The following is a 21,514-nucleotide window of genomic DNA, read 5'->3' on the forward strand; positions in this document are numbered from 1 at the left end:
GATGCGCCTTTTTTTCTTCCCCACGGCTGCGCCTGCTCTTGTTGTCGAATGGCGGCCGCATCCCGCTTTCTTTGCCGAATCTGTTCTACTTTTGTCGCTGCAGCAGGGAGTGATCCCCTTGGACGCGAATGGAATATCATCACGCCAGAAATGGGGGAGAGGAAATGGAAAAACGGCTAGTGAAAAAAGAAGAGATTGAAAAGCAGCTTCAGGAAATCGTCGCGCTCATCGAGCAGGTGGACGCGAAAATGGAAAGGGTGATCGCGGATGTCATTGAGGAGCGGTACGCCCAAAACAAAGAGCAGCTCGCGCATCTTGAAGGGCGGATCGCCGGCGTCGAACGGCGGCTTGATGGGAAAAAAGCGAACGCGGAGCGGCCGTTGCCGTCAAAACTGTATTTTGTGTAAACAGCCGGCGGCAGAAACGCTGTCCCCTCGGCTGCGGGGACAGCGTTTTCCTTTTACGTATCTTTTCCTGTTGTGATCGAGACAGGGCCGCCTTCAGCCGTCGCGACTGTGTTGATTTCATATTCGACCCGCTCGGTATGCTTCGGCGGCGCCGGCTCGCCATGTTTCGGTTTTTCGTGGTCATGTCCTTTCAATTTATGGTTGAAATGGACGCCTCGGCCCATCGCCCAACACCCCCTTGCTTATTACGATGGGGATTTCAGGCCGAAAGTATGCAAAAAAAAAGAAGGGAAAAACTCCCTCGAGACCTAAAGTCCAGCGTATTCTTCCGTTTCGTCCGGCTGACAGGCGCCGGCTTGTTCCAGCTCGCGCACTAAGTCGCGATATTGGGCAAGCGAAATTTCCCCGCGCAAATAAAGGCGACGGGCGAAATCGAGCAGTTCGTTCGCCTCAGCCGGCTCGCAATGTTTGACCGCCATGAACTTATGTTTCAATTCCGTGATGCTCATTGATGCTTTTCCCCCTTCCCCTTTTTTACATCGTACCATGAAAATAGGAGGAAAGGGCGATTTCCGAAAATTAAAACTTCCGACAAGAGGTGACATGTCCGCGCGCACGCGGCCCAGTATACACACATATATTAGTGGCAGCTGATCCCCTGTTTTCGCTGGGGGAATCGATGATCAAAGATGGGGGAGGACACACATGCACCGTTATCCGCGACAAATTTCGCCGCCGCCCGCCCACGGACCATACAGCTTCGGCGGCCATTGGCCCTACTCATACGGCTGGCCCTTCCACCTTCCGTCGGCGCCCATTCATTCGCCATATGCTTCGCCATTCCACGCTGCCGCGCCTTCGCACCCGATGTCATACCCGAAACCAGGGCCGCTGCTGCCGCCGCCGCGCCCGTCTTTTCTCGCCCAGTTTAAAAACAGTGACGGGACGTATGATATTAACAAAATGATGAACACGATGGGGCAGATGATCAATGCCGTCAATCAAGTCAACGGCATGTTAAAAGGGCTGCTCAGCACGTTTAAAAAGTAACGAAGCCGCTCCCCCAGCGGAGCGGCTTTGCCCTGTCAAATGAGCAGCTCGTACACTTCATTCAGCTGGTAGACGCGCTCATAATCGCGCTCATCCATCGCGTAGCGGATTTCATGGGGCAAAATGCGATCCAAAAAGGCGCTCTCTTCTTGCGTCAAGTCGCGGACAAACTCGCCCTCGCCCCGGTACGGTTTGCTGATCAGCTTTTTGTAAATACGCTTTGGCGTCTCATCATGGCAGTCCAAATAATTGGACAAAATTTCCCGCAAATAGGCGAGCGTTTGTTCCATCACGATCCGCCCCCTTCAAAAAACGAGACAAACGTTCGACTGACGTTTGGTTTGCCTTCCGCATACGGGTTTTCTTCTGTGACGCGGTCTGGATCGAGATTCGTTTTGATGACAAGCCGCGGCTCAGCGGACGGCTCATTGATCAGCCGGTCGTTCAACTGTTTGAAATCGGGCAGTTTGGCCATTCGTTTTGCACCTCCTAACAGTAGCGTAGCTTAGCAGTGTCGAAAGTATGTATGGCGCGGTTATGTTCCGAAAAAACGCGCAACCTAATGGCAGACGGCAAGGAGGTGACAGACAGTGACCAACCGCAACGACAACCGGGAACGGAAAAATAAGTATCCACACAATCGTGAAGAAATCGCCAAGGAATGGGACATCCAAAAAGATCCGACGCCGGAACACAACAACCGGTATGGAAGCCCTTCGCATAAACAATAGAAGCCCGATGGGAAAAAAGCCGCTCCCGACATGGGGAACGGCCTTTTTAATGGCTTGGGTGGACGGAAGGCGCTTCTTTGGATTTTAATCGATATCGATGTATTTCCGTTTTTGCGGCAGGCGAATGACGAGTGTACCGTTTTGGAATGAAGCTTTCACTTCATGTTCGGCCACCGGATACGGAAACGGAATCATCCTCGCCACGCGCCGCCGCTGCTGGCGCCGTTCGTATACATGGCCGCTGTCGTCGGACGATTCGATCGTTTCATGGTGATCGATGACAAGTTGCAGCCCGTCTTCATGCCACTGCAGGCTAATTTGATCCCGCTTGATGTCCGGCAGACGGACGATGATTTGATAGTCGCGCTTCGTTTCTTTCACCTCGATCGGGATGTACGCCGCGGCAAATGTTTGGGCAAAGTAATCGTCAAGCGTTTCAAACAGTTTTTGCAATGGTCGTTCATCGAACCATTGGTTCACGAGTTTCCGCAAATGATGGAACGGGTGATCGCCGCCTCCGTTTGCAGGCGGTTGAAACGGTCCGTTCATTGCACTCCCTCTCTTTCCATTCCGCAAAGTGGCAAGGTTCCTCCGCCCGCCGTTTCCGCCGCTTGGACGGCCGGCAGCCATAGAGGCGATCCGCTTTATTGTCAATGTATGTACGGACGGGGAAAAAAGTCACTTTCCGCTTTTTTTAGCGATTTCTCATGCGGTTTTAACCCGTTTGGAATATAATGACATCACCATCCATGGTCATGCGCACAAATACCGCTGCCGCCCACCGGCGTTTGCCATTGAGGAGCTGCTGGCCCGCATCCGCGCCTTGTTCCGCCGCGTTCATTCTGAAGCCGACGGGCAAGTGTTGGCGTTTAAAGATTTGGTCGTTGACACGCAGGCGCGCACGGTAAAAAAGGGGGACGAGTTTATCGAGCTGACGAAGCGCGAGTACGATTTGCTCGTCGCCTTTATGCAAAACATCAACGTCGTCTTGACGCGCGATGTGCTGCTTGACAAAGTGTGGGGGTTTGACGCCGAGGTGGAGACGAACGTCGTCGATGTCTATGTCCGCTATTTGCGGCAAAAGCTCGATGAACACGATAAGGAACGATATATCCAAACGGTGCGCGGCGCTGGATATGTGATGCGGCCATGAAGAGGGAGGCGATTCGCCGGCTTTCGCTGAAAGGGAAGCTGACCGTTTTGTCGGCCGGGGCGATTTTCATTACGTATTTTGTGTTTACGTTTTTGCAATATCATATGGTCAAACAATGGCTGCTGAAGGAAGAAGAAAAAACGATGGAACAAACGGTGGCGGAAATTGAAACGTATTACGCGGAAAAACGTAATATATCATGGGAAGATGTTCGCCGCCGCCGTTCGTTTCTGGAAAAACTGAATGAGCGCTATCAGCTCATCCGTGTCACCGACGAGAAGGGAAACGTCGTCGTCTCGGTGTCAAACGGCGCCGCCGTCTCGCTCTCGCCAAGCGATATGCCCGATCGGTTGAAAATGGATGAGCATTTCGTCAACAACGAACGGTTTTTGCTGCTGCGCAAGCCGCTTCATATCGGACATTTGCACGGAACGATTGAAATCGCCCGCCGGTTGACGAAGTTTCAACAAGTAACGAACATGCTTTTCCTTATTATGACGGTGATCGGTTTTGGCGCGATGGCGGCGAGCGCCTTCGCCGGGCGGTTTATGGCGCAACGGTTCATCAAACCGCTAAAAACGTTGGCGGAAACGATGGCCGACATCAAAAACAACGGGCTGAAACAGCGGATTGATGTGCCTCCGGCGCGCGATGAAATGGCCGAGCTGATGATAATGTTCAACAGCATGATGGATGACATTGAGCGCACCTTTGCCATGCAGCGGCAATTCGTCGAAGATGCGTCCCATGAATTGCGCACGCCGCTTGCCATTTTGCAAGGCCATCTTTCGTTGCTGCAACGGTGGGGGAAGCACAACCCGGAGATTTTGGAAGAATCGCTTGAGGCGGCGATGAAAGAGGCGGAGCGGCTCAAGCGCCTCGTCCTTGAACTGCTTGACTTGTCGCGCGCTGAGGCGATCGTGATTCCAAAAGAGATTGCTCCTATTGACGCTGCTGCGGCCATCGGGCAAATCGTGAAAAATTTCCGCGTTTTGCATCCCGATTTTCAGTTTCTTGTTGATCAGCCGGAAACGCCGCTGCCGCGTCTGGCGATGGCCAAGCATCATTTTGAACAATTGCTGTTCATTTTGCTTGACAATGGGGTAAAATATTCTCAACGGGTGAAAAAAATCACCATTTCTCTGCGAGAGGAAGGGCCATTTGTGACGGTCGCCGTCCGCGACCATGGCATTGGCATTCCGAAAGACGAGCTGAAAAACGTTTTTTTGCGCTTTTATCGCGTCGACAAGGCGCGCAGCCGCGAACAAGGCGGCGCCGGGCTCGGCCTTTCGATCGCCAAGGAAATCATCGATAAATACGGCGGGCAAATTACAGTGGAAAGCGAGATCGATCAAGGAACGACGGTCGAACTGGCCATTCCGAAAGCGGAATAGGAGGAGAGTGAGAGACATGGGACATTCCCATGGCGAAGAGACGGCAGGCAAAAAAGCGATTCATCACGTCGTCGAGAAGTTCCGCAAGCGCGGGGTGAAAATTGCGACATGCAAGCCGCGGACGATGATGTCGCTTGAATGCTTAGACGAGGTTGACAAATTGAGAGGGTGAGCAGAAGGAAGAGGATGGGGACGAAACAACACATCATTCCCGCCATAAAGACGATGAAGCAGTTCGAAGCTTTTTTGGCAAGCGGCTACGAAATGGGAGTGCTGCTTGAGGTACATATCGCCCAGTTAAAAAGCGTTTTTCATTACGCCCGCCGGCATGGCAAGGAGTTGCTCATTCACGTCGACTTGGTGCAAGGGCTGAGCCATGATGAACATGCGGCGGAATACCTTTGCCAAGAGTTCCGCCCGCATGGCCTCATTTCCACGAAAGCGGGCGTCATTATGAAGGCGCGGCAAAAGCGCGTCTTGGCCGTGCAGCGCATCTTTTTGCTTGATTCCCACGCTTTAGAGAAAAGCTATCAGATGATTGCGAAAACGAATCCGGACTGCATCGAAGTCATTCCGGGCGCCATGCCGCACATCATCCGCGAAGTGAAAGAACGGACCGGGAAGCCGATTTACGCCGGCGGCCTCATCCGCACGGTCGACGATGTCGAGCAGGCGCTTGCAGCTGGGGCGGTGGCGGTGACCACGTCCAACGAAACATTATGGCGCCACTACAATGGATAATGCGTTGAGCTGGCCAAATCGGCCGCAGTCTGCTATAATAAAAGCAACAAGTTAATCATCAGTCAGGAGACAAGGAGAGACCATGCACACATGGTAGGCGAAGGCTTATCGTGTTTGCACTGGTCTCTTTTTGTCTTTTTCCAAGGAGGAGTCAAGCATGACATTCTCAAGCAAACAGCGGAACAACGTTCTCGAAGCGATGAGCGAAAAGCCATACGATCTGTTGGTGATCGGCGGGGGAATCACCGGGTGCGGCATCGCCTTGGATGCCATCTCGCGCGGCATGACGGTCGCGCTTGTCGAGATGCAAGATTTCGCCGCCGGCACGTCAAGCCGGTCGACGAAGCTTGTTCACGGCGGCTTGCGCTACTTAAAGCAGTTCGAGGTGAAGCTTGTCGCGGAAGTCGGGCGCGAACGGGCGATTGTGTATGAAAACGGCCCGCACGTCACCACACCGGAGTGGATGCTGCTGCCCATTTACCGCGGCGGAACGTTCGGCAAGTGGAGCACGTCGGTCGGCCTTTGGTTGTATGACCGGCTGGCCGGCGTCAAGCAAAGCGAGCGGCGCACGATGCTTAATGCCCGACAGACGTTGGAAAAAGAGCCGCTCTTAAAGCGCGACGGCCTGATTGGCGGCGGCTATTACGTCGAGTATCGGACCGACGATGCCCGCTTGACGATCGAAGTGATCAAAAAAGCGGTCGAGCTTGGCGCCGACGCCGTCAACTATGTCAAAGCCGAACAGTTTTTGTATGACGAGCGCGGCCGCATCACCGGCGCCCGCTGCCGCGACCTGCTCGGCGGACGAGTGTATGACATCCGCGCCAAAAAAGTCGTCAATGCCGCCGGACCGTGGGTTGATGCGCTGCGCGACAAAGACGGATCGAAAACCGGCAAGCGGCTTCGGCTGACAAAAGGCGTCCATATCGTCATCGATCAAAAGCGTTTTCCGCTCAAGCAGGCCGTCTATTTTGACACCCCGGACGGCCGGATGGTGTTTGCCATTCCGCGGGATGGGAAAACGTATGTCGGCACGACCGATACATTTTATGACGATGATCCTGCTCATCCGGCCATGACCGAAGAAGACCGTGATTACTTATTGCAGGCGATTCACTACATGTTCCCGTCCGTCGGCATCACCGCTGATGATGTCGAGTCGAGCTGGGCTGGCGTCCGTCCGCTCATTTATGAAGAAGGGAAAGACCCGTCGGAAATTTCCCGCAAAGACGAGATTTGGACATCGCCATCCGGCCTCATTACGATCGCCGGCGGCAAACTGACCGGCTATCGGAAAATGGCAGAAACGGTCGTTGACCTCGTCGCCAAACAATTGGAAAAAGAAGAGGGAAAAACGTTCCGCCCGTGCCAAACGAAACAGCTGCCAATTTCCGGCGGCGATGTCGGCGGCTCGCACCGGCTGCCGGTCTTCATCGCCGAAAAGGCGAAGGAAGCGGCGCGCTATGGGCTGACAGAAGAACAAGGGGCGCGGCTGGCAAAACAGTACGGCACAAATGTCGACCGGTTGTTTGCGTTAAGCAACGAGTACGACCGCTCGTCCGGCTTAACGCGCGAAACGTTCGTCCGCCTCGTCTACGCCATCGAGGAAGAAATGGCGGCCAAACCGGTCGACTACTTCATCCGCCGCACCGGGGCGCTGCTGTTTGACATCGACGCCGTCCGGCGGGAAAAAGAAGCGGTTATCGCGTTTATGGCGCGGCATTTGGGGTGGACGGGGGAAGAGAAGGCAACGTACACGAAAGAACTGGAACAAGCGCTGCGTCAAGCGGTGTTGGCAGCAGAAGATGATGACCGGAGGATCATGAATAAATAGAGGGTTTAGAGGGGATCGGCGCTCGATTTTGAGCGCCTTTTTTGGGGGTTAATTTCAGTAAAATAGTGGTCGAATATGTATGTGTTCCAAAACTAAATTGAGGTAAATTTCGGGTAAATTTAAATATTTTATTGCCTTTTACTATTTTGTTTGTTATATTTTACTTAAATAAATAAGTTAATTTAACTAAAAGGTAGTGTGTAATGCATAATGATTACGATGAAAGATATTGCCGAAAAAGCGAATGTATCAATCGCAACGGTATCAAGAATTTTAAATAACGATGCCACTCTCTCCGTTTCCGAGGAAACGCGCCAGCGTGTCTTTGAGATTGCTAAAGAGCTTAATTATAAACCGGTGCGGAGACGCAGTACGAACCGGGCTAATCCGCCGAAAACGAAGGAGTCTGAATGTTATAACATTGCTTTGTTGCTCGCGGTATCCCAGCATGAGGAAACGACAGATCCGTATTTTAGTTCTATCCGCTACGGGATTGAAGAGCAGTGCAAACAATTGCCGTTGCACGTCTCTTCCGTCATCCGGGTAAACAGCGGAACAGATATACAAGACTTAAGCCAGTTTGACGGGCTAATTGTGATTGGCGGTATTGATCCCGACGACATTCAGCGCCATTTTCCAGAGGAACGCCCTATCATATTCATAACCCAAGTTATTGATGTAGACGGGTACGATGTGGTTTGCTCCGATTTGGAAGCGGCTACAGAGAAAATCATTGATTACTTAATCGCCCTTGGCCATACGCGAATTGGCTATATCGGCGGATCGGAAACGATCAAAAAGCTTAATGGCGGAAAAAGTTACGAAGTTGATGATATACGGAAACGGACATTTGAGAAAAAAATGAAAGCGCTTGGACTTTATGAGCCGTACCATGTATTTGTCGGCGACTGGGGGCCGGCGGGCGGATACGAATTGATGAAGACGGCGATTGACTCTGGTGATTTGCCAAGCGCGTTTGTGATCGCCAGCGACCCGATGGCGATCGGGGCTCTACACGCGATTCACCAGGCAAACCTTAAAGTTCCGGAAGACATATCTATCATTAGTTTCGATGACATTGACGCCGCAGCATTTTTGAACCCGCCCCTTTCAACAGTGAAAATATACGCGCATGAAATGGGGAGACTCGCTGCAAACGCGCTGCATGAGCGGAGGACGGGGAACCGGAACATTCCGGTTAAAATCGTCACTCCGGCGGAACTTATCATTCGGGAAAGCTGTGCAAAACGCGGTCAAAATACATAAAGGGGGGTGAGCGGCGAGAATCATAGCAGGAAGCTATGTAACAAAAAAAGTAAGCGCTGACAACTTAACAAAAAAACGGATGGCTGTTGAATGAAGCCGTACATGTTAGCAAAGGGAAAAGGGGGAACATGGAAGATGAAAAAAGCACTCGCACTCGTCATGTCCAGTGCATTAACTTTTTCGCTGCTTACCGCATGCGGAAACAAAACGGAACAAAACGCAAGCGAATCAGGCGGAAAAGTCAAAATTGAGTTTTTCCATTACAAACCCGAAGCAAGGGGAACATTCGATAAACTGATTGAAAAATTTGAAAAAGAAAACCCAAACATTGATGTTGTCAACGCCAATCCGCCCGATGCAGAAACAGTATTAAAAACCCGCGCCGCTAAACGGGACATGCCGGATATCGTTGGGGTTGGCGCCGATACGACATTTGCGGAACTCGCCAAAGCGGGGATGTTTGAAGATGTCACGAAAGCGCCGGAACTGAACAACATTCAACCTTCGTATATTCAAATGGTAAAAGACGTCAGTGGACTGGAACAAGTGTATGCCATTCCTTATGCGGCCAATGCGAATGCCGTCATTTACAACAAAGCCATCTTCAAAGAACTTGGTTTGAGTGTTCCGAAAACATGGGATGAGTTTATAGCTGCAGCCGAAAAGATCAAAGCAGCCGGAAAAACGCCGTTTTACTTTACGTTTAAAGATGCGTGGACGACATTGCCTGCTTACAACGCTTTGGCAGCCAACACCCAAGGGGAAACATTTTTCCAAGATTTAAATCAAGGCAAAACAAGCTTTGAAAAAGGGTATAAAGAAGCAACCGAAAAATTTGTGGAGCTGTTGAAGTACGGGCATAAAAATCAATTTGGCAAAGGGTATGCGGATGGCAATGTGGCGTTTGCCAAAGGCGAGTCGGCGATGTACTTGCAAGGCATTTGGGCGATCCCGGAAATTAAAAAGGCCAATCCGAATATTGAACTCGGTGTATTCCCTTATCCTGTAACAAACAATCCGGAACAAACCAAATTAGTATCCGGTGTTGATCTTCTTTTTGCGATCTCGAAAACATCAAAACATCCGAAAGAAGCAAAGAAATTTATCGACTTCTTATTAAAAGAGGAAAATGCAAAGGCGTACATGGCTGAACAAAATGCGTTCTCGGCCATCAAGGGATTAACGCAGGAGGATCCGACGTTGGAAGGATTAAAAGAAAGCTTTGCCAAGGGGGCGCTCGTTGATTTTCCAGACCATTATATTCCGCCGAGCATCAATTTGGCCAATTTGTTGCAACAGTTGACGCATGATCAAGATGTGGAGAAGTTTTTAAAAACAATGGACGCCGAGTGGGAAAAAGTGAAAGAGCGTAAGTAATTAGGCAAGAAGGAGAAACGGGAAGAAAATAGGGGGAGTCCCTCGGTTTTTCTCCCCCTCTTATCATTAGGAGGTGATACGATGCGGAAAGAGGTTGTCGTGACAAGGGAACGAAGCGTTTCATTGCCTATTTTCAAGAAAATCAAAAAACCGAAAAACATCGCGATTTACTTGATGACCGTTCCGGCTGTCGTGTTATTTGCGGTATTTCACACCTTTCCGGCCCTCCAAGGCATTTTCTATTCCTTTACCAATTGGGACGGATTAAGCTTAACGTACGACTTTGTTGGATTGAAAAATTACTACTACTTGTTTCGGGACGAAAACGTATGGCATTCGTACTTGTTTACATTTCAGTTTGCCATTGTGTCGACCGTGCTCGTCAATGTGCTCAGTTTAGCGATCGCTATAGGGTTGAATGAAAAAATTAAGTTCAAAAATTTTTTCCGCGCCGTGTATTTTTTGCCGAATGTTTTAAGCGTGCTGATTGTAGGCTATATTTTCAACTACTTGTTTGCTAACGTGCTCCCTTTATGGGGAGAGAAACTGGGGATTGAGGCGCTTTCGACGAATATTTTAGGAAGCGAAAAATGGGCATGGGTCGGCATTGTCATTGTCGCCGTATGGCAGGCGTGCGCCTTTAATACGATTTTATATTTGGCGGGACTGCAAACGGTTCCCTCAGAGCTGTATGAGGCTTCTAGCCTAGACGGAGCGAGTAAATGGCAAAATTTCCGGCATATTACGTTTCCGATGATTGCGCCGTTTTTTACGATCAATATGGTGTTGGCGATGAAAAACTTTTTAATGGTATTTGACCAAGTTGTGGCGTTGACAGGTGGGGGGCCCGGACGGGCTACTGAATCGATTTCATTGCTCATTTACAACGGCGGATTTCAGGGCGGGGAGTTTGCTTACCAATCTGCGAACTCGGTCATTTACTTTATTGTCATTATGGCGGTATCGATTCTGCAGATTAAATTTTTACAAAAACGGGAAGTGGATATGTGATGGCCAAGAAAACAAACTGGGTTGCCACTTTGTTGATTGCGGTCGGGGCGCTGTTCATTTTGTTTCCTTTGTACATGACGGTGTCCATCGCGTTAAAAACGCCGGAGGAGTTGGCAGACTCAGTGCTGTCGCTGCCGGTCGGCCTGCATGTGGAAAATTTTGCAAAAGCGATCGAGGCCACGAACTTTTTTCAAGCGTTTAAAAACAGCGCATTTATCACAGTAACCACCGTTGTTTTGACCATTATAACGAATTCGATGGTCGCTTATGCCATTGCTCGCAATATGCACCGGAAATTTTTTAAGTTTTTATATTATTACTTTGTCAGCGCCTTGTTTATTCCGTTTCCGATTATTATGTTGCCGATTGTCAAGCAAACATCCGCATTCGGGATGAATAATCCTAGCGGACTCGTTTTTCTGTATGTCGTCTATGGTATTGCGTTTAATATCTTTATTTACGTCGGGTATATCCGTTCGATTCCAAAGGAGTTGGAAGAAGCGGCGATTATGGATGGGTGCAGTACATGGGGCGTGTTTTGGCGCGTGGTTTTCCCGCTTATGGCGCCGATTAACGCTACCGTTGCCATTCTGACTTGTCTATGGGCATGGAATGACTTTTTATTGCCGTTGATTGTGCTGAGCGACCAGTCCGATATGACGCTTCCGTTGGTTCAATATGTATTTCAGTCCAAGTTCGGCACGGACTACAACTTAGCGTTCGCTTCCTATTTAATGGCGTTGTCTCCGATGATCATCGTCTACTTGTTTGCCCAAAAATGGATTATTGGCGGTGTCACAAGAGGGGCAATCAAGTAAACGTGCATAAGAACAAGCCGGTTTGCGCGTATTTGTCCGTTTACGTTTGTGTTCACAGAGTGAAGAATCTTGTTTAGGAGGATAACGATATGGCAATTGTATTTGATCCAACCAATAAAACGTTTTATCTCAAAGCCAATGACACAACATATGTCATGCAGATCGTTCGCTCCGGCTATTTGGCGCATGTTTATTGGGGAAAAGCGGTGCGCGCTGTTCGGGGCGCGGAGGCGTTTCCGCGGCTCGATCGCGCGTTTTCCCCCAATCCCGACCCATCCGACCGCACGTTTTCGCTCGATACGCTGCCACAAGAATATCCAGCCTATGGGAATACCGATTTCCGGGCTCCGGCGTATCAAGTGCAGCTTGAGAATGGCTCGACGGTGACCGATTTGCGCTACAAAACGCACCGCATTTACAAAGGGAAGCCTAGACTGAACGGGCTGCCGGCGACATACGTGGAGCATGAACAGGAAGCGGAGACGCTCGAAATTGTCCTTTTAGATGCGCTGATCGGTCTAGAAGTCACGTTGCAGTATACGGCATATGAAAAATGGAACGTCATCACGCGCGCGGCCCATTTTGAAAACAAAGGCGGCGAGCGGTTAAAGCTGCTGCGCGCGCTCAGTATGAGCGTCGATTTCCCAACTGCTGACTATGATTGGATCCATCTCCCCGGAGCGTGGGGGCGCGAGCGCTGGATCGAGCGGCTCCCGCTTCTGACCGGCGTGCAAGCGGCGGAAAGCCGCCGCGGCGCGAGCAGCCACCAACAAAATCCGTTTATTGCGCTCGCTGCCAAAAACGTCGATGAACACCAAGGCGAAGTGTACGGGTTCAGCTTGGTGTACAGCGGCAATTTCCTCGCCCAAGTCGAGGTGGACCAGTTCCGCACTGCCCGCGTCTCGATGGGCATCAATCCGTTTGATTTTACGTGGCTATTGGAACCGGGCGAGTCGTTCCAAACGCCGGAAGTCGTTATGGTCTACTCCGATCAAGGGTTAAACGGAATGTCGCAAACGTACCACGAACTGTACCGCACCCGCCTAGCGCGCGGCGCGTTCCGCGACCGCGAACGCCCGATCTTGATCAATAACTGGGAAGCAACGTATTTTGACTTCAATGAAGAAAAGATCATGAATATCGCCCGAACAGCGGCGGAGCTTGGCATCGAACTGTTTGTGCTTGACGACGGCTGGTTTGGCGAACGCGATGACGACCGCCGTTCCCTCGGTGATTGGGTGGTCAATCGGCGCAAACTCCCCAATGGCCTGAACGGACTGGCGAAACAAGTGAACGAACTCGGGCTGCAGTTCGGCTTATGGATCGAACCGGAAATGGTGTCGCCAAACAGCGAGCTGTACCGGAAACATCCCGACTGGTGTCTCCATGTGCCGAACCGCCCGCGCTCTGAAGGACGGAACCAGCTTGTGCTCGATTATTCCCGCCAAGACGTGTGCGACTATATGATTGAAACGATCTCGAACGTGCTTGCGAGCGCCCCCATCACTTATGTGAAATGGGACATGAACCGCCATATGACGGAAATCGGTTCGGCCGCCCTGCCGCCCGAGCGCCAGCGCGAAACGTCGCACCGCTATATGCTTGGGCTCTATCGCGTGATGGACGAGATCACCGCGCGTTTTCCGCACATTTTGTTTGAAAGCTGCTCCGGAGGCGGAGGGCGGTTTGACCCGGGGATTCTCTATTATATGCCGCAAACATGGACGAGCGACAACACTGACGCTGTCTCGCGCCTGAAAATCCAGTACGGTACAAGCCTCGTTTACCCAGTGAGCGCCATGGGCGCCCACGTCTCGGCCGTGCCGAACCACCAAGTCGGGCGGGTGACATCGCTCACGATGCGCGGCCATGTGGCGATGTCAGGCAACTTCGGCTATGAGCTCGATATCACGAAATTGACGGAAACAGAAAAACAAATCATTAAGGAACAAGTCGCGTTTTACAAAGATGTGCGCCGCCTCGTCCAGTTCGGCACGTTTTATCGGCTGCTCAGCCCGTTTGAAGGCAACGAGGTGGCATGGATGTTCGTCTCGGAAGATCAGTCGGAAGCGCTCGTCGCCTACTTCCGCGTTCTGGCGGAAGCGAACGCCCCGCTGTCGCACTTGCGCTTAAAAGGGCTTGACCCGAATCAAGACTATGAAATCGAAGGCCTTGGCGTCTACGGCGGCGACGAGCTGATGTATGCCGGAGTGGCGGTGCCGCACCGCTTGGGCGATTTTATCAGCATGATGTGGCGATTGAAAGCTGTTCGATGATGGGGGGAATGATGCGGCCTGAGCGGATGCATCAGCGCGAAACAAACGAATCGAACCCGGCATGTTAGATGCCGGGTTCAAACTGTTTAAGCTTCTCGATAATGCGCCGCTTCCGATAAAGCATCTTCCCGGTTTCGGCGATGTCTTCCATAAACGATTTGTTAAACAGCGAACCGAAAATGACGCCGATGATCGGAACGGCTTGAAACAGCTTTTTCCATCCGTATTGGTCGCGGAACGTCATCATCACTTCCCGCCAGCCTTGCAGTTCGGAAAAGACGCGCCCTCGTTCATGGGAGAACGACGAAAGTTCGTCCAAAATCGCTTTTTTCCCGACGATGTCCGCCGCGGCAAACTGCAGGCATTTGACGACAAACACGCGCTCCTCTTTTTCCTTCGGGTCATATCCGTACACGATGGCGATCTCTTGCAGCGTTTTCAGCGCTAAGCCGAGAAGCGCTGGGATGTCCACCGCCAGCGTCAGCGCCCCGCCGACCCCGGTCGCCGCTCCTTGCAGCTGGGCGAACGTGACGCGCGCATCGATCAACTCGTCGCAGACGCGGTCCATCGTCGCAAGCGGCAAGTGCGGCACCTCGGCCAACGACGATACGCCAAGCTTGTCCAATACCTTTCCTTCATTCACTAAGTATTGCCCGCCGCTTTGAATATAGCTGCCCAGCTCATCAAGCAGCTGTCCGAGTTTTCGATGGATGACTTTTGGTGTCAGCTTATCAAGCACTTGAAACGGCAAGCGGCCGAGCTTTTCCCAAAACCAGAGGTCTTTTTGGGAGTGTTCCCACTGTTCGATTTGCTTTAGTTCTTTTTGCAGCTCCAGTATGGCATCCATGCTTGGGCCTCCTGTTCCTTCTTTATGTTTAGGATAAGTTGATTGTAACGAATTATACGGATGAAGGAAGGGCTTTGTTTCTAACAAGAAGCTTGTCGGTATAATCAAAATCGGAATTTTTCGTTGACGGATAGTAAAATTTTAACTAAAATATTTATTAGACTAGATGACCTTAAGGAGGCTTTTTCATGATCGCAGCTTTAAAACAACAATTTACCCAACTTTTTGGCGGCTCGGACGAAGCCATCCGCACCTTCTTCGCCCCTGGCCGCGTCAATTTGATCGGTGAGCATACGGATTACAACGGCGGGCATGTGCTGCCGTGCGCGCTTGCGATCGGCACGTATGCGCTTGTTAGACAAACGGATGAGCCGTTTGTCCGCTTTTATTCGCAAAACTTCCCGGAAACGGGAGTGATCACGGTCTCTTACGGTGACTTGTCTTATCGTCGCGAACACGGTTGGGCGAACTACCCGAAAGGAATCTTGGCCGCGTTTCAAGCGCTCAGCCCGCTTGAGACCGGATTGGACATTTTGTATTACGGCACGATCCCGAACGGCGCCGGGCTGTCGTCATCCGCGTCGATTGAGCTTGTGACCGCGGTGATGCTCAACGAACTGTTCAGGCGCGGGCTTGATCAGCTAGAGCTTGTGAAAATGAGCCAAAACGTAGAAAATAAATACATCGGCGTCAATTGCGGCATTATGGATCAGTTCGCCGTCGGCATGGGAAAACAAGATTGCGCCATTCTATTAAACTGCCAGACGCTCGAGCACCGCTATTTGCCATTGGTGCTTGACGATTGTGCGATCGTCATCGCGAACACAAACAAAAAGCGCGGCCTGGCGGACTCGGCGTACAACGAGCGGCGGGCGACGTGCGAGGCGGCGCTCGCGAAGCTGCAAAGCGTGCGGAACATCGCCTCGCTCGGCGAGCTGACAAGCGCGGAACTGGCCCGTTATGCAAATCTTCTTTCCCCGCTTGAACAAAAACGGGCCCGCCATGCGGTGACGGAAAACGAGCGGACGCTTGAAGCCGCCCGGGCGCTTGAGCAGGGAGACCTCGTCCGCTTTGGCGAGTTGATGAAACAGTCGCATTTGTCGCTGCGCCATGACTATGAAGTAACCGGAGCCGAACTTGATACGCTCGTGGAGGCCGCATGGTCGCACGAAGGAACGATCGGGGCGCGCATGACCGGGGCCGGATTCGGCGGCTGCACGGTGAACATTGTGAAAAAGGCATGCGTTCAAGATTTCATTGAACGGGTCGGAAACGCGTATGCCGAAAAAATCGGTTATGAAGCAAGCTTTTATGTCGTTGAAGTTGGTGACGGGGCGAGAGAACTCACGGAACTGGAGGAGATGAGCCGATGATTTTGGTTTGCGGAGGGGCAGGGTATATCGGCAGCCATGCGGTGTACCGCCTGCTTGAAAAAGGGGAGCGCGTGGTCGTGGTGGATAACTTGCAGACGGGGCACAAAGAAGCGGTTCACCGTGATGCGGTGTTTTGCCAAGGCGATATTCGCGACCGCGAGTTTTTGCGCACGGTGTTTCGCCGGCACGACATTGAGGCGGTCATTCATTTTGCGGCGAACTCATTGGTCGGCGAAAGCATGGAAGAGCCGCTGAAGTATTACGACAACAACGTGTACGGGACACAAGTGCTGCTTGAAGTGATGAAGGAATTTGGCGTCAAGCAAATCGTCTTTTCTTCTACCGCTGCGGTGTACGGGGAGCCGAAACAAATCCCAATCATCGAAACCGATCCGACCGAACCGACAAACGCGTACGGAGAAACAAAGCTGGCGATGGAAAAAATGATGAAATGGGCGGACCGCGCCTACGGCATCCGCTCGATTTCGCTCCGCTACTTTAATGTCGCCGGGGCGTACGGCACGACAATCGGTGAGGACCACAACCCGGAGACGCATCTTATTCCATTGATTTTAAAAGTGCCGCTTGGCCAGCGTGAGGAAATCTACATTTTCGGTGATGACTATGACACGCCTGACGGCACGTGCATCCGCGACTACATTCATGTGCTTGATCTCGTCGATGCCCACGTGTTGGCGCTTGAAAAACTGCGGAATGGAGCGTCCAGTGACGTGTACAATCTCGGCAACGGCAACGGCTTCAGCGTCAAAGAAGTGATCGAAGCGGTGCGGCAGGTGACCGGACACCCGATCCCTGCCCGCGTCGTGGCGCGGCGGCCGGGCGACCCGGCGCGGCTTGTCGCTTCATCGGAAAAAGCGAAGCGCGAGCTCGGCTGGGAGCCGAAATACCTGTCCATTACGGATATCGTCGCCTCGGCGTGGGAGTGGCACAAAGCGCGGCCAAACGGCTATCGGGGTGTGTGAGCGATGGAACGAATTTGGACGGCGATTGAACAACTGATCCGTTATGCCGAGCAACGCGGCCTTTTAGCGCCGGAAGATGTGGTGTACGCGCGCAACCGCCTGCTGGCAACGCTCCGACTCACGGAATGGCAGCCGGCCGAGGTCAAGGACGTTCCCTTGGCCTCGCCGGCCCCGGTATTGGACGCTATGATTGATTGGGCGTATGAACAAGGATTGTTGGAAACGAATACAACGACCGAGCGCGATATATGGGATGCGAGACTGATGGACTGCGTCATGCCGCGGCCGTCGGAAGTGATCCGCGCCTTTTACGAGCGGTACCGCCGCAGCCCGCAGGAGGCGACGGACTGGTTTTATTCGTTGAGCCAAGCGTCCAATTACATTCAAACGGCGCGCATCGCCAACAATCAGCACTGGAAAGTGTCAACCATCTATGGAGAATTGGATATCACCATTAACTTGGCGAAGCCGGAAAAAGACCCGAAGGAAATCGCCAAATTAAAAGAGATGCCGTCATCCTCGTATCCAAAATGTGTATTATGCAAAGAAAACGAAGGGTATGAAGGAACGTGGCGTCATCCCGCCCGTTCCAATCACCGTGTCATCCCGATCACGTTATTGGATGAACAGTGGTATTTCCAATATTCTCCCTACGTGTACTATCATGAACATTGCATCGTCTTTTCCGCCGAACATGTGCCGATGAAAATGGAGCGGAAGACGCTTGAGCGCTTGCTCGATTTCGTCGAAAAGTTCCCGCACTATTTCATTGGCTCGAACGCCGACTTGCCGATTGTCGGCGGCTCGATTTTAGTGCATGACCATTTCCAAGGAGGGCGTTATCCGTTTGCGATGGAAAAGGCGGAGATCGAAGAGTGTATCCCGCTGCCATCGTTTCCGTCGGTCACAGCCGGCATTGTGCGCTGGCCGATGTCCGTCATCCGTTTGACTGGACCAAAAGAGGACGTGTTGGATGCGGCTGCCTTTTTGTATGAAACATGGCGGACGTACAGCGACCCAAGCGTCGAGATTATGGCCTATAGCGGCGATGTTCCGCACAACACCATCACCCCGATCGCCCGGCGGCGCGGCGATTTGTTTGAGTTGGATATCGTGTTGCGCAACAACCGGACGTCAGCGGAACATCCGTACGGCATTTTCCATCCGCATGAAGAATTGCATCATATTAAAAAAGAAAATATCGGCTTGATCGAAGTGATGGGGCTGGCGGTGCTGCCGGCACGGCTTGCCGTGGAACTGGAGACGCTGGCCGATTATCTCGTGCATCGGACAAAGAAAGAAGACTGGGACGAGTCGATGCATAAACATTGGGATTGGTGCGAAGCCATTCACTCGGCCTATCCGGACATCACGAAGGACAACGTCCATGACATTTTGCGGCACGAAGTGGGACAACGGTTTGTGACCGTGTTGGAACATGCCGGGGTGTTTAAGCGGGACAAGCGAGGGAAGGACGCGTTTCGCCGCTTTCTGCAGCACGCTGTGGAGCGCATGTCGTCTCTTGTTTAAATGCGGCGAAAAAACGCGTTTCATATGAAACAGAAAGGGGGCGCGAACAGACGATGGCTACGTTAAAAGAAATCGCGGAAAAAGTCGGCGTTTCGGTGGCGACCGTGTCGCGCGTGCTCAACTATGACACGACGCTGTCCGTTTCCGATGAAACGAGAAGGCGCATTTTTGAAGTCGCCCAAGAGCTGAACTACAAAACATTGCGGGAGCGAAGCCAGCAAGCGCGCGAATCGTTTCGCTTCGGGCTCATTCACTGGTATTCGGAACGCCAGGAAATCGATGACCCGTATTATATGGCGATTCGCCTCGGGGTGGAAAAAGAATGTTTTGACCGCGGCATAGAACTGGTCAAACTGTTTAAGCAAAATGGCGTTTATCCGACCGAACGGATGGAAGGGCTTGACGGCGTCATCGCCGTCGGAAAGTTCGGCTCCAAAGAAGTCAGCACCTTTGCTTCGAGTGCGAAGCAGATCGTATTTGTCGACTGCTCGCCTGATGAGCGGCGGTTCGACTCGGTTGTCATTGACCTGCGCCAGGCGACAATCGCCGTGCTAGACTATTTGCTTGAAATGGGGCATACGGAAATCGGATACATCGGCGGCCGCGAATATGTCGACGAAGGGACGCCAATCCGTGATGAGCGCGAGGCGGCGTTTTATGAATATTTATATTTAAAAGGAATGTACAATCCGCGCTATGTATCGATCGGCGCCTTCACCGCCGAGGACGGCTACCGGCTGATGAAAGAAGCTGTCTCAAGCGGCAACTTGCCGACGGCGTTTTTCATCGCCAGCGACTCGATGGCGATCGGCGCCCTGCGTGCGCTGCATGAAGCCGGGATCGCCGTGCCCGAGGATGTAGCGGTTGTCGGATTCAATGATTTGCCGATGGCTGCGTTTCTCCACCCGCCTCTGTCAACTGTAAAAGTGTACACGGAGTTTATGGGCGAAACGTCTGTTGAGCTGCTTGTTGAGCGGTTGACGACGAAGCGGGTGATATGCAAGAAAGTGGTTGTGCCGACAGATCTTGTGATCCGCGCAAGCAGTGGGGCCAATCGAAAAGGGGCTGGGTCAAAAGAGCGATAATGCTTCTATCTGAGGCGCCATGGAAAAAGAGACCACCACGAAAAACCCGATAAAACCAAGGGGTTCAGAGGTGGTCTCTTTCACATACTTTAGTTCCATTTCAGTGAGCGACCCGCCACCTACGCTTCGCTTAGAGGCGGGGGCTTCAAGCGACTTGGGCGTGTTTGCCGAACGGTAAGCCACACACCTATTCGTTGGCTAACGCCAACCGACATTCATCTCCCACTTTCACTTCGTTTCGAAATGGAAGACTTCTTTCGAAAAAATGTTAAAAAGGGGCTTTTGAGTCAGCCGCTTTTTGTCATTAATGAAACTCGATGTCGACCCGTTTTTTCGTTCCGGCAGTTGTTTTCGGGATATGAATGTCCAACACACCGTTTTTGTACGTCGCGCGAATGTTGTCCGCCGCCGCATCGGCCGGCAGGGTGATCGACCGTTGGAAGCGGCCGAAGAAGCGTTCGCGCCGGTGCATTTGTTCTTCTTTGACATCGTGATGGCGTTGAATCGTGCCGCTGATCGTCAACACGTTATTGTGCACATCAATGTGCACATCTTCTTTTCGCTCGAGCCCCGGCAAATCGCACGAAACGACGTACTCGTTTTCCGTTTCATGCATGTCCATGCGCGGCATCCAGTGCTGATCGTCCATGTGGCCAAACAATGATGGAAAATCGCTTGTGAAAAAGCGGTTCATATCCCGGCGGATCGCTTCCAAATGACGGAACGGGTCATACGGAATTAACGCCATAACTGCCATCCTCCTTAACAAGAAATGTTTTTCCACTCAGTAGTGTGAACCGGATTCGTCTGTTTTATGTATGATTGGTTTGTAATTGTTCCATCACCGTCAAATACGCTTGAATCAGCGCGATTTTCACGTCATTCGGCAAGTGGGAGGCGGCCACCCGCTTAACGGCGTAATAAAACTTCACTTCAGGCGATTGCCGCACGCGCGGATGCGTCCACTCGTCGCGCAGCTCCTGCCTGATCGTCTCATATAAAAGAGCTTGGCTATTCTGTTCATCGAGCGTCTCCGCTGTGATCGAACGATTCGGCCAAAGGCGGCGGTAGGCGTCAAGCAAAACGGAAAATGAATGATTCATCGCATCCATTCCTCCTTCGTTGATGCTCGTTTTTTATCTTATTACACATTTTCATTATAGTTGATGTGAGCAGCCATTACAGGAGGGGAAGTCTGCAACATTGCGTATGGAAATTCCAGTTGACATAGAAAGTCAGGCGTAATATAATCAAAATCGCCGTTTCACGACAGCGCGATGCCAAGAGGCAAACGGCAACGAAACAATCAAAAAATGTGGTTGACAAACAGCGGATGATAAGTATAATAAAATATTGCCGCAACGTAATAAATGGATAAACGCGGCAGAAACAAAGCAGAGAAAACAATGCTTGACATTTTGAAAGATTTGTTTATATAATAATAGTTGTCGTTAAGTTATAAGTTACAAAAGCAGTTGCTTGTTCCTTGAAAACTGAACGAAACGAAGCGCGACGAAAAGCGGAGGTCCGCGGGTCGCTGCGATGGGCAAATGTTCTTCGCCTGCAAGGGTGCTTGCACCCGGAAGGCGAAGGTTATTTGACCCCGAGCGGCGGCGGACCGAAGCTGGACAATACGAA

The 21,514-nt window shown here is 51.7% G+C and carries 24 protein-coding genes and 1 pseudogene; 17 read left to right on the top strand and 8 right to left on the bottom strand.

Translation table 11 applies throughout. The annotated features are described in order from the left end of the window. Positions 1-164 precede the first annotated feature (164 nt). Positions 165-407 carry a hypothetical protein gene (locus CV945_RS04875; protein ID WP_033010105.1) on the top strand — a complete coding sequence of 81 codons (243 nt, stop codon included), beginning with the start codon at positions 165-167 and terminating at the stop codon, positions 405-407. Between the two features lie 53 nt (positions 408-460). Here CV945_RS04875 and CV945_RS17195 read toward each other — a convergent pair whose 3' ends face one another. Beyond that, positions 461-631, bottom strand: a complete 171-nt coding sequence (locus tag CV945_RS17195) for a hypothetical protein (protein ID WP_162839627.1) — start codon at positions 629-631, stop codon at positions 461-463. 84 nt (positions 632-715) lie between these two features. Continuing rightward, positions 716-916, bottom strand: a complete 201-nt coding sequence (locus tag CV945_RS04880; RefSeq protein WP_033011260.1) for a YppF family protein — start codon at positions 914-916, stop codon at positions 716-718. A gap of 196 nt (positions 917-1,112) precedes the next feature. On the opposite strand from CV945_RS04880, the gene CV945_RS04885 reads away from it, so the two are divergent. Beyond that, positions 1,113-1,457, top strand: coding sequence for a YppG family protein (locus tag CV945_RS04885; protein WP_044743077.1), 345 nt, complete (start codon positions 1,113-1,115; stop codon positions 1,455-1,457). Positions 1,458-1,492: 35 nt separating this feature from the next. On the opposite strand, the gene CV945_RS04890 is transcribed toward CV945_RS04885, so the two are convergent. Together CV945_RS04890 and CV945_RS04895 are read right to left on the bottom strand one after the other, a co-directional pair. Beyond that, positions 1,493-1,747, bottom strand: coding sequence for a sigma-G-dependent sporulation-specific acid-soluble spore protein CsgA (locus tag CV945_RS04890; protein WP_033011258.1), 255 nt, complete (start codon positions 1,745-1,747; stop codon positions 1,493-1,495). Then, complete coding sequence (locus CV945_RS04895) at positions 1,747-1,932, bottom strand: hypothetical protein (protein WP_033011257.1); 186 nt, start codon at positions 1,930-1,932, stop codon at positions 1,747-1,749. Before CV945_RS04895 ends, CV945_RS04890 begins: the two co-directional genes overlap by 1 nt. A 115-nt stretch (positions 1,933-2,047) precedes the next feature. Between CV945_RS04895 and CV945_RS17200 the strand changes: the two genes are divergently transcribed. Then, complete coding sequence (locus CV945_RS17200; RefSeq protein WP_162839628.1) at positions 2,048-2,188, top strand: hypothetical protein; 141 nt, start codon at positions 2,048-2,050, stop codon at positions 2,186-2,188. 84 nt (positions 2,189-2,272) lie between these two features. On the opposite strand, the gene CV945_RS04900 is transcribed toward CV945_RS17200, so the two are convergent. Then, positions 2,273-2,737 (bottom strand): Hsp20/alpha crystallin family protein, encoded by a 465-nt coding sequence (locus CV945_RS04900; RefSeq protein WP_033011255.1) that lies wholly within the window; start codon positions 2,735-2,737, stop codon positions 2,273-2,275. A 229-nt stretch (positions 2,738-2,966) separates the two neighbouring features. On the opposite strand from CV945_RS04900, the pseudogene CV945_RS04905 reads away from it, so the two are divergent. From CV945_RS04905 to CV945_RS04945, 10 genes and pseudogenes are all read left to right on the top strand, one after another. Beyond that, a pseudogene (locus CV945_RS04905) lies at positions 2,967-3,341 on the top strand (winged helix-turn-helix domain-containing protein); the annotation flags it as partial. Beyond that, the gene (locus tag CV945_RS04910; protein WP_100659246.1) at positions 3,338-4,735 is read left to right on the top strand and encodes a HAMP domain-containing sensor histidine kinase; all 1,398 of its coding nucleotides are present in this window, start codon (positions 3,338-3,340) and stop codon (positions 4,733-4,735) included. The pseudogene CV945_RS04905 and the gene CV945_RS04910, both read left to right, overlap by 4 nt. 16 nt (positions 4,736-4,751) lie before the next feature. Next, entirely contained in the window at positions 4,752-4,907 is a 156-nt protein-coding gene (locus CV945_RS17205) for a hypothetical protein (RefSeq protein WP_167438910.1), read from the top strand. A gap of 14 nt (positions 4,908-4,921) precedes the next feature. Next, complete coding sequence (locus tag CV945_RS04915; RefSeq protein ID WP_033011251.1) at positions 4,922-5,476, top strand: glycerol-3-phosphate responsive antiterminator; 555 nt, start codon at positions 4,922-4,924, stop codon at positions 5,474-5,476. A 157-nt stretch (positions 5,477-5,633) separates the two neighbouring features. Then, complete coding sequence (locus CV945_RS04920; RefSeq protein ID WP_100659247.1) at positions 5,634-7,310, top strand: glycerol-3-phosphate dehydrogenase/oxidase; 1,677 nt, start codon at positions 5,634-5,636, stop codon at positions 7,308-7,310. Positions 7,311-7,520: 210 nt separating this feature from the next. After that, on the top strand, positions 7,521-8,576 hold the full coding sequence (locus tag CV945_RS04925; RefSeq protein ID WP_100659248.1) for a LacI family DNA-binding transcriptional regulator: 1,056 nt from the start codon (positions 7,521-7,523) through the stop codon (positions 8,574-8,576). A gap of 135 nt (positions 8,577-8,711) precedes the next feature. Beyond that, positions 8,712-9,953, top strand: coding sequence for an ABC transporter substrate-binding protein (locus CV945_RS04930; protein WP_100659249.1), 1,242 nt, complete (start codon positions 8,712-8,714; stop codon positions 9,951-9,953). 174 nt (positions 9,954-10,127) lie between these two features. Further along, positions 10,128-10,964, top strand: a complete 837-nt coding sequence (locus tag CV945_RS04935; protein WP_227016064.1) for a carbohydrate ABC transporter permease — start codon at positions 10,128-10,130, stop codon at positions 10,962-10,964. Next, a complete protein-coding gene (locus CV945_RS04940; RefSeq protein ID WP_033014063.1) occupies positions 10,964-11,782 on the top strand; it encodes a carbohydrate ABC transporter permease in 819 nt (272 codons plus the stop codon). Before CV945_RS04935 ends, CV945_RS04940 begins: the two co-directional genes overlap by 1 nt. 89 nt (positions 11,783-11,871) lie before the next feature. Continuing rightward, positions 11,872-14,058 (top strand): alpha-galactosidase, encoded by a 2,187-nt coding sequence (locus tag CV945_RS04945; protein WP_100659250.1) that lies wholly within the window; start codon positions 11,872-11,874, stop codon positions 14,056-14,058. Positions 14,059-14,122: 64 nt separating this feature from the next. Here CV945_RS04945 and CV945_RS04950 read toward each other — a convergent pair whose 3' ends face one another. Continuing rightward, positions 14,123-14,905, bottom strand: a complete 783-nt coding sequence (locus tag CV945_RS04950) for an EcsC family protein (protein WP_050367436.1) — start codon at positions 14,903-14,905, stop codon at positions 14,123-14,125. A gap of 188 nt (positions 14,906-15,093) precedes the next feature. Between CV945_RS04950 and CV945_RS04955 the strand changes: the two genes are divergently transcribed. The 4 genes from CV945_RS04955 to CV945_RS04970 are packed head-to-tail and all read left to right on the top strand — an operon-like array spanning position 15,094 to position 19,876. Beyond that, positions 15,094-16,278 (top strand): galactokinase, encoded by a 1,185-nt coding sequence (locus tag CV945_RS04955; RefSeq protein WP_100659251.1) that lies wholly within the window; start codon positions 15,094-15,096, stop codon positions 16,276-16,278. Further along, the gene (galE, locus tag CV945_RS04960; RefSeq protein WP_100659252.1) at positions 16,275-17,261 is read left to right on the top strand and encodes a UDP-glucose 4-epimerase GalE; all 987 of its coding nucleotides are present in this window, start codon (positions 16,275-16,277) and stop codon (positions 17,259-17,261) included. The genes CV945_RS04955 and galE overlap by 4 nt, the downstream gene beginning before the upstream one ends. 3 nt (positions 17,262-17,264) lie before the next feature. Then, positions 17,265-18,791, top strand: a complete 1,527-nt coding sequence (gene galT / locus CV945_RS04965) for a UDP-glucose--hexose-1-phosphate uridylyltransferase (RefSeq protein ID WP_100659253.1) — start codon at positions 17,265-17,267, stop codon at positions 18,789-18,791. Between the two features lie 53 nt (positions 18,792-18,844). Continuing rightward, positions 18,845-19,876, top strand: coding sequence for a LacI family DNA-binding transcriptional regulator (locus CV945_RS04970; RefSeq protein WP_094238857.1), 1,032 nt, complete (start codon positions 18,845-18,847; stop codon positions 19,874-19,876). Positions 19,877-20,180: 304 nt separating this feature from the next. Here CV945_RS04970 and CV945_RS04975 read toward each other — a convergent pair whose 3' ends face one another. Both CV945_RS04975 and CV945_RS04980 read right to left on the bottom strand, forming a co-directional pair. Beyond that, on the bottom strand, positions 20,181-20,624 hold the full coding sequence (locus tag CV945_RS04975; RefSeq protein WP_033025713.1) for an Hsp20/alpha crystallin family protein: 444 nt from the start codon (positions 20,622-20,624) through the stop codon (positions 20,181-20,183). 64 nt (positions 20,625-20,688) lie between these two features. Further along, positions 20,689-20,979, bottom strand: a complete 291-nt coding sequence (locus tag CV945_RS04980) for a hypothetical protein (RefSeq protein ID WP_100659255.1) — start codon at positions 20,977-20,979, stop codon at positions 20,689-20,691. Between the last annotated feature and the right edge of the window lie 535 nt (positions 20,980-21,514).

Origin of the sequence: Geobacillus sp. Manikaran-105, assembly GCF_002809955.1 — a bacterium.
Lineage (GTDB): Bacteria > Bacillota > Bacilli > Bacillales > Anoxybacillaceae > Geobacillus > Geobacillus thermophilus.

Coding starts and splice junctions, on each gene's coding strand:
- CV945_RS04875 (WP_033010105.1), top strand. CDS start 165: ATGGAAAAACGGCTAGTGAAAAAAGAAGAGATTGAAAAGCAGCTTCAG.
- CV945_RS17195 (WP_162839627.1), bottom strand. CDS start 631: ATGGGCCGAGGCGTCCATTTCAACCATAAATTGAAAGGACATGACCAC.
- CV945_RS04880 (WP_033011260.1), bottom strand. CDS start 916: ATGAGCATCACGGAATTGAAACATAAGTTCATGGCGGTCAAACATTGC.
- CV945_RS04885 (WP_044743077.1), top strand. CDS start 1,113: ATGCACCGTTATCCGCGACAAATTTCGCCGCCGCCCGCCCACGGACCA.
- CV945_RS04890 (WP_033011258.1), bottom strand. CDS start 1,747: ATGGAACAAACGCTCGCCTATTTGCGGGAAATTTTGTCCAATTATTTG.
- CV945_RS04895 (WP_033011257.1), bottom strand. CDS start 1,932: ATGGCCAAACTGCCCGATTTCAAACAGTTGAACGACCGGCTGATCAAT.
- CV945_RS04900 (WP_033011255.1), bottom strand. CDS start 2,737: ATGAACGGACCGTTTCAACCGCCTGCAAACGGAGGCGGCGATCACCCG.
- CV945_RS04910 (WP_100659246.1), top strand. CDS start 3,338: ATGAAGAGGGAGGCGATTCGCCGGCTTTCGCTGAAAGGGAAGCTGACC.
- CV945_RS17205 (WP_167438910.1), top strand. CDS start 4,752: ATGGGACATTCCCATGGCGAAGAGACGGCAGGCAAAAAAGCGATTCAT.
- CV945_RS04915 (WP_033011251.1), top strand. CDS start 4,922: ATGGGGACGAAACAACACATCATTCCCGCCATAAAGACGATGAAGCAG.
- CV945_RS04920 (WP_100659247.1), top strand. CDS start 5,634: ATGACATTCTCAAGCAAACAGCGGAACAACGTTCTCGAAGCGATGAGC.
- CV945_RS04925 (WP_100659248.1), top strand. CDS start 7,521: ATGATTACGATGAAAGATATTGCCGAAAAAGCGAATGTATCAATCGCA.
- CV945_RS04930 (WP_100659249.1), top strand. CDS start 8,712: ATGAAAAAAGCACTCGCACTCGTCATGTCCAGTGCATTAACTTTTTCG.
- CV945_RS04935 (WP_227016064.1), top strand. CDS start 10,128: ATGACCGTTCCGGCTGTCGTGTTATTTGCGGTATTTCACACCTTTCCG.
- CV945_RS04940 (WP_033014063.1), top strand. CDS start 10,964: ATGGCCAAGAAAACAAACTGGGTTGCCACTTTGTTGATTGCGGTCGGG.
- CV945_RS04945 (WP_100659250.1), top strand. CDS start 11,872: ATGGCAATTGTATTTGATCCAACCAATAAAACGTTTTATCTCAAAGCC.
- CV945_RS04950 (WP_050367436.1), bottom strand. CDS start 14,905: ATGGATGCCATACTGGAGCTGCAAAAAGAACTAAAGCAAATCGAACAG.
- CV945_RS04955 (WP_100659251.1), top strand. CDS start 15,094: ATGATCGCAGCTTTAAAACAACAATTTACCCAACTTTTTGGCGGCTCG.
- galE (WP_100659252.1), top strand. CDS start 16,275: ATGATTTTGGTTTGCGGAGGGGCAGGGTATATCGGCAGCCATGCGGTG.
- galT (WP_100659253.1), top strand. CDS start 17,265: ATGGAACGAATTTGGACGGCGATTGAACAACTGATCCGTTATGCCGAG.
- CV945_RS04970 (WP_094238857.1), top strand. CDS start 18,845: ATGGCTACGTTAAAAGAAATCGCGGAAAAAGTCGGCGTTTCGGTGGCG.
- CV945_RS04975 (WP_033025713.1), bottom strand. CDS start 20,624: ATGGCGTTAATTCCGTATGACCCGTTCCGTCATTTGGAAGCGATCCGC.
- CV945_RS04980 (WP_100659255.1), bottom strand. CDS start 20,979: ATGAATCATTCATTTTCCGTTTTGCTTGACGCCTACCGCCGCCTTTGG.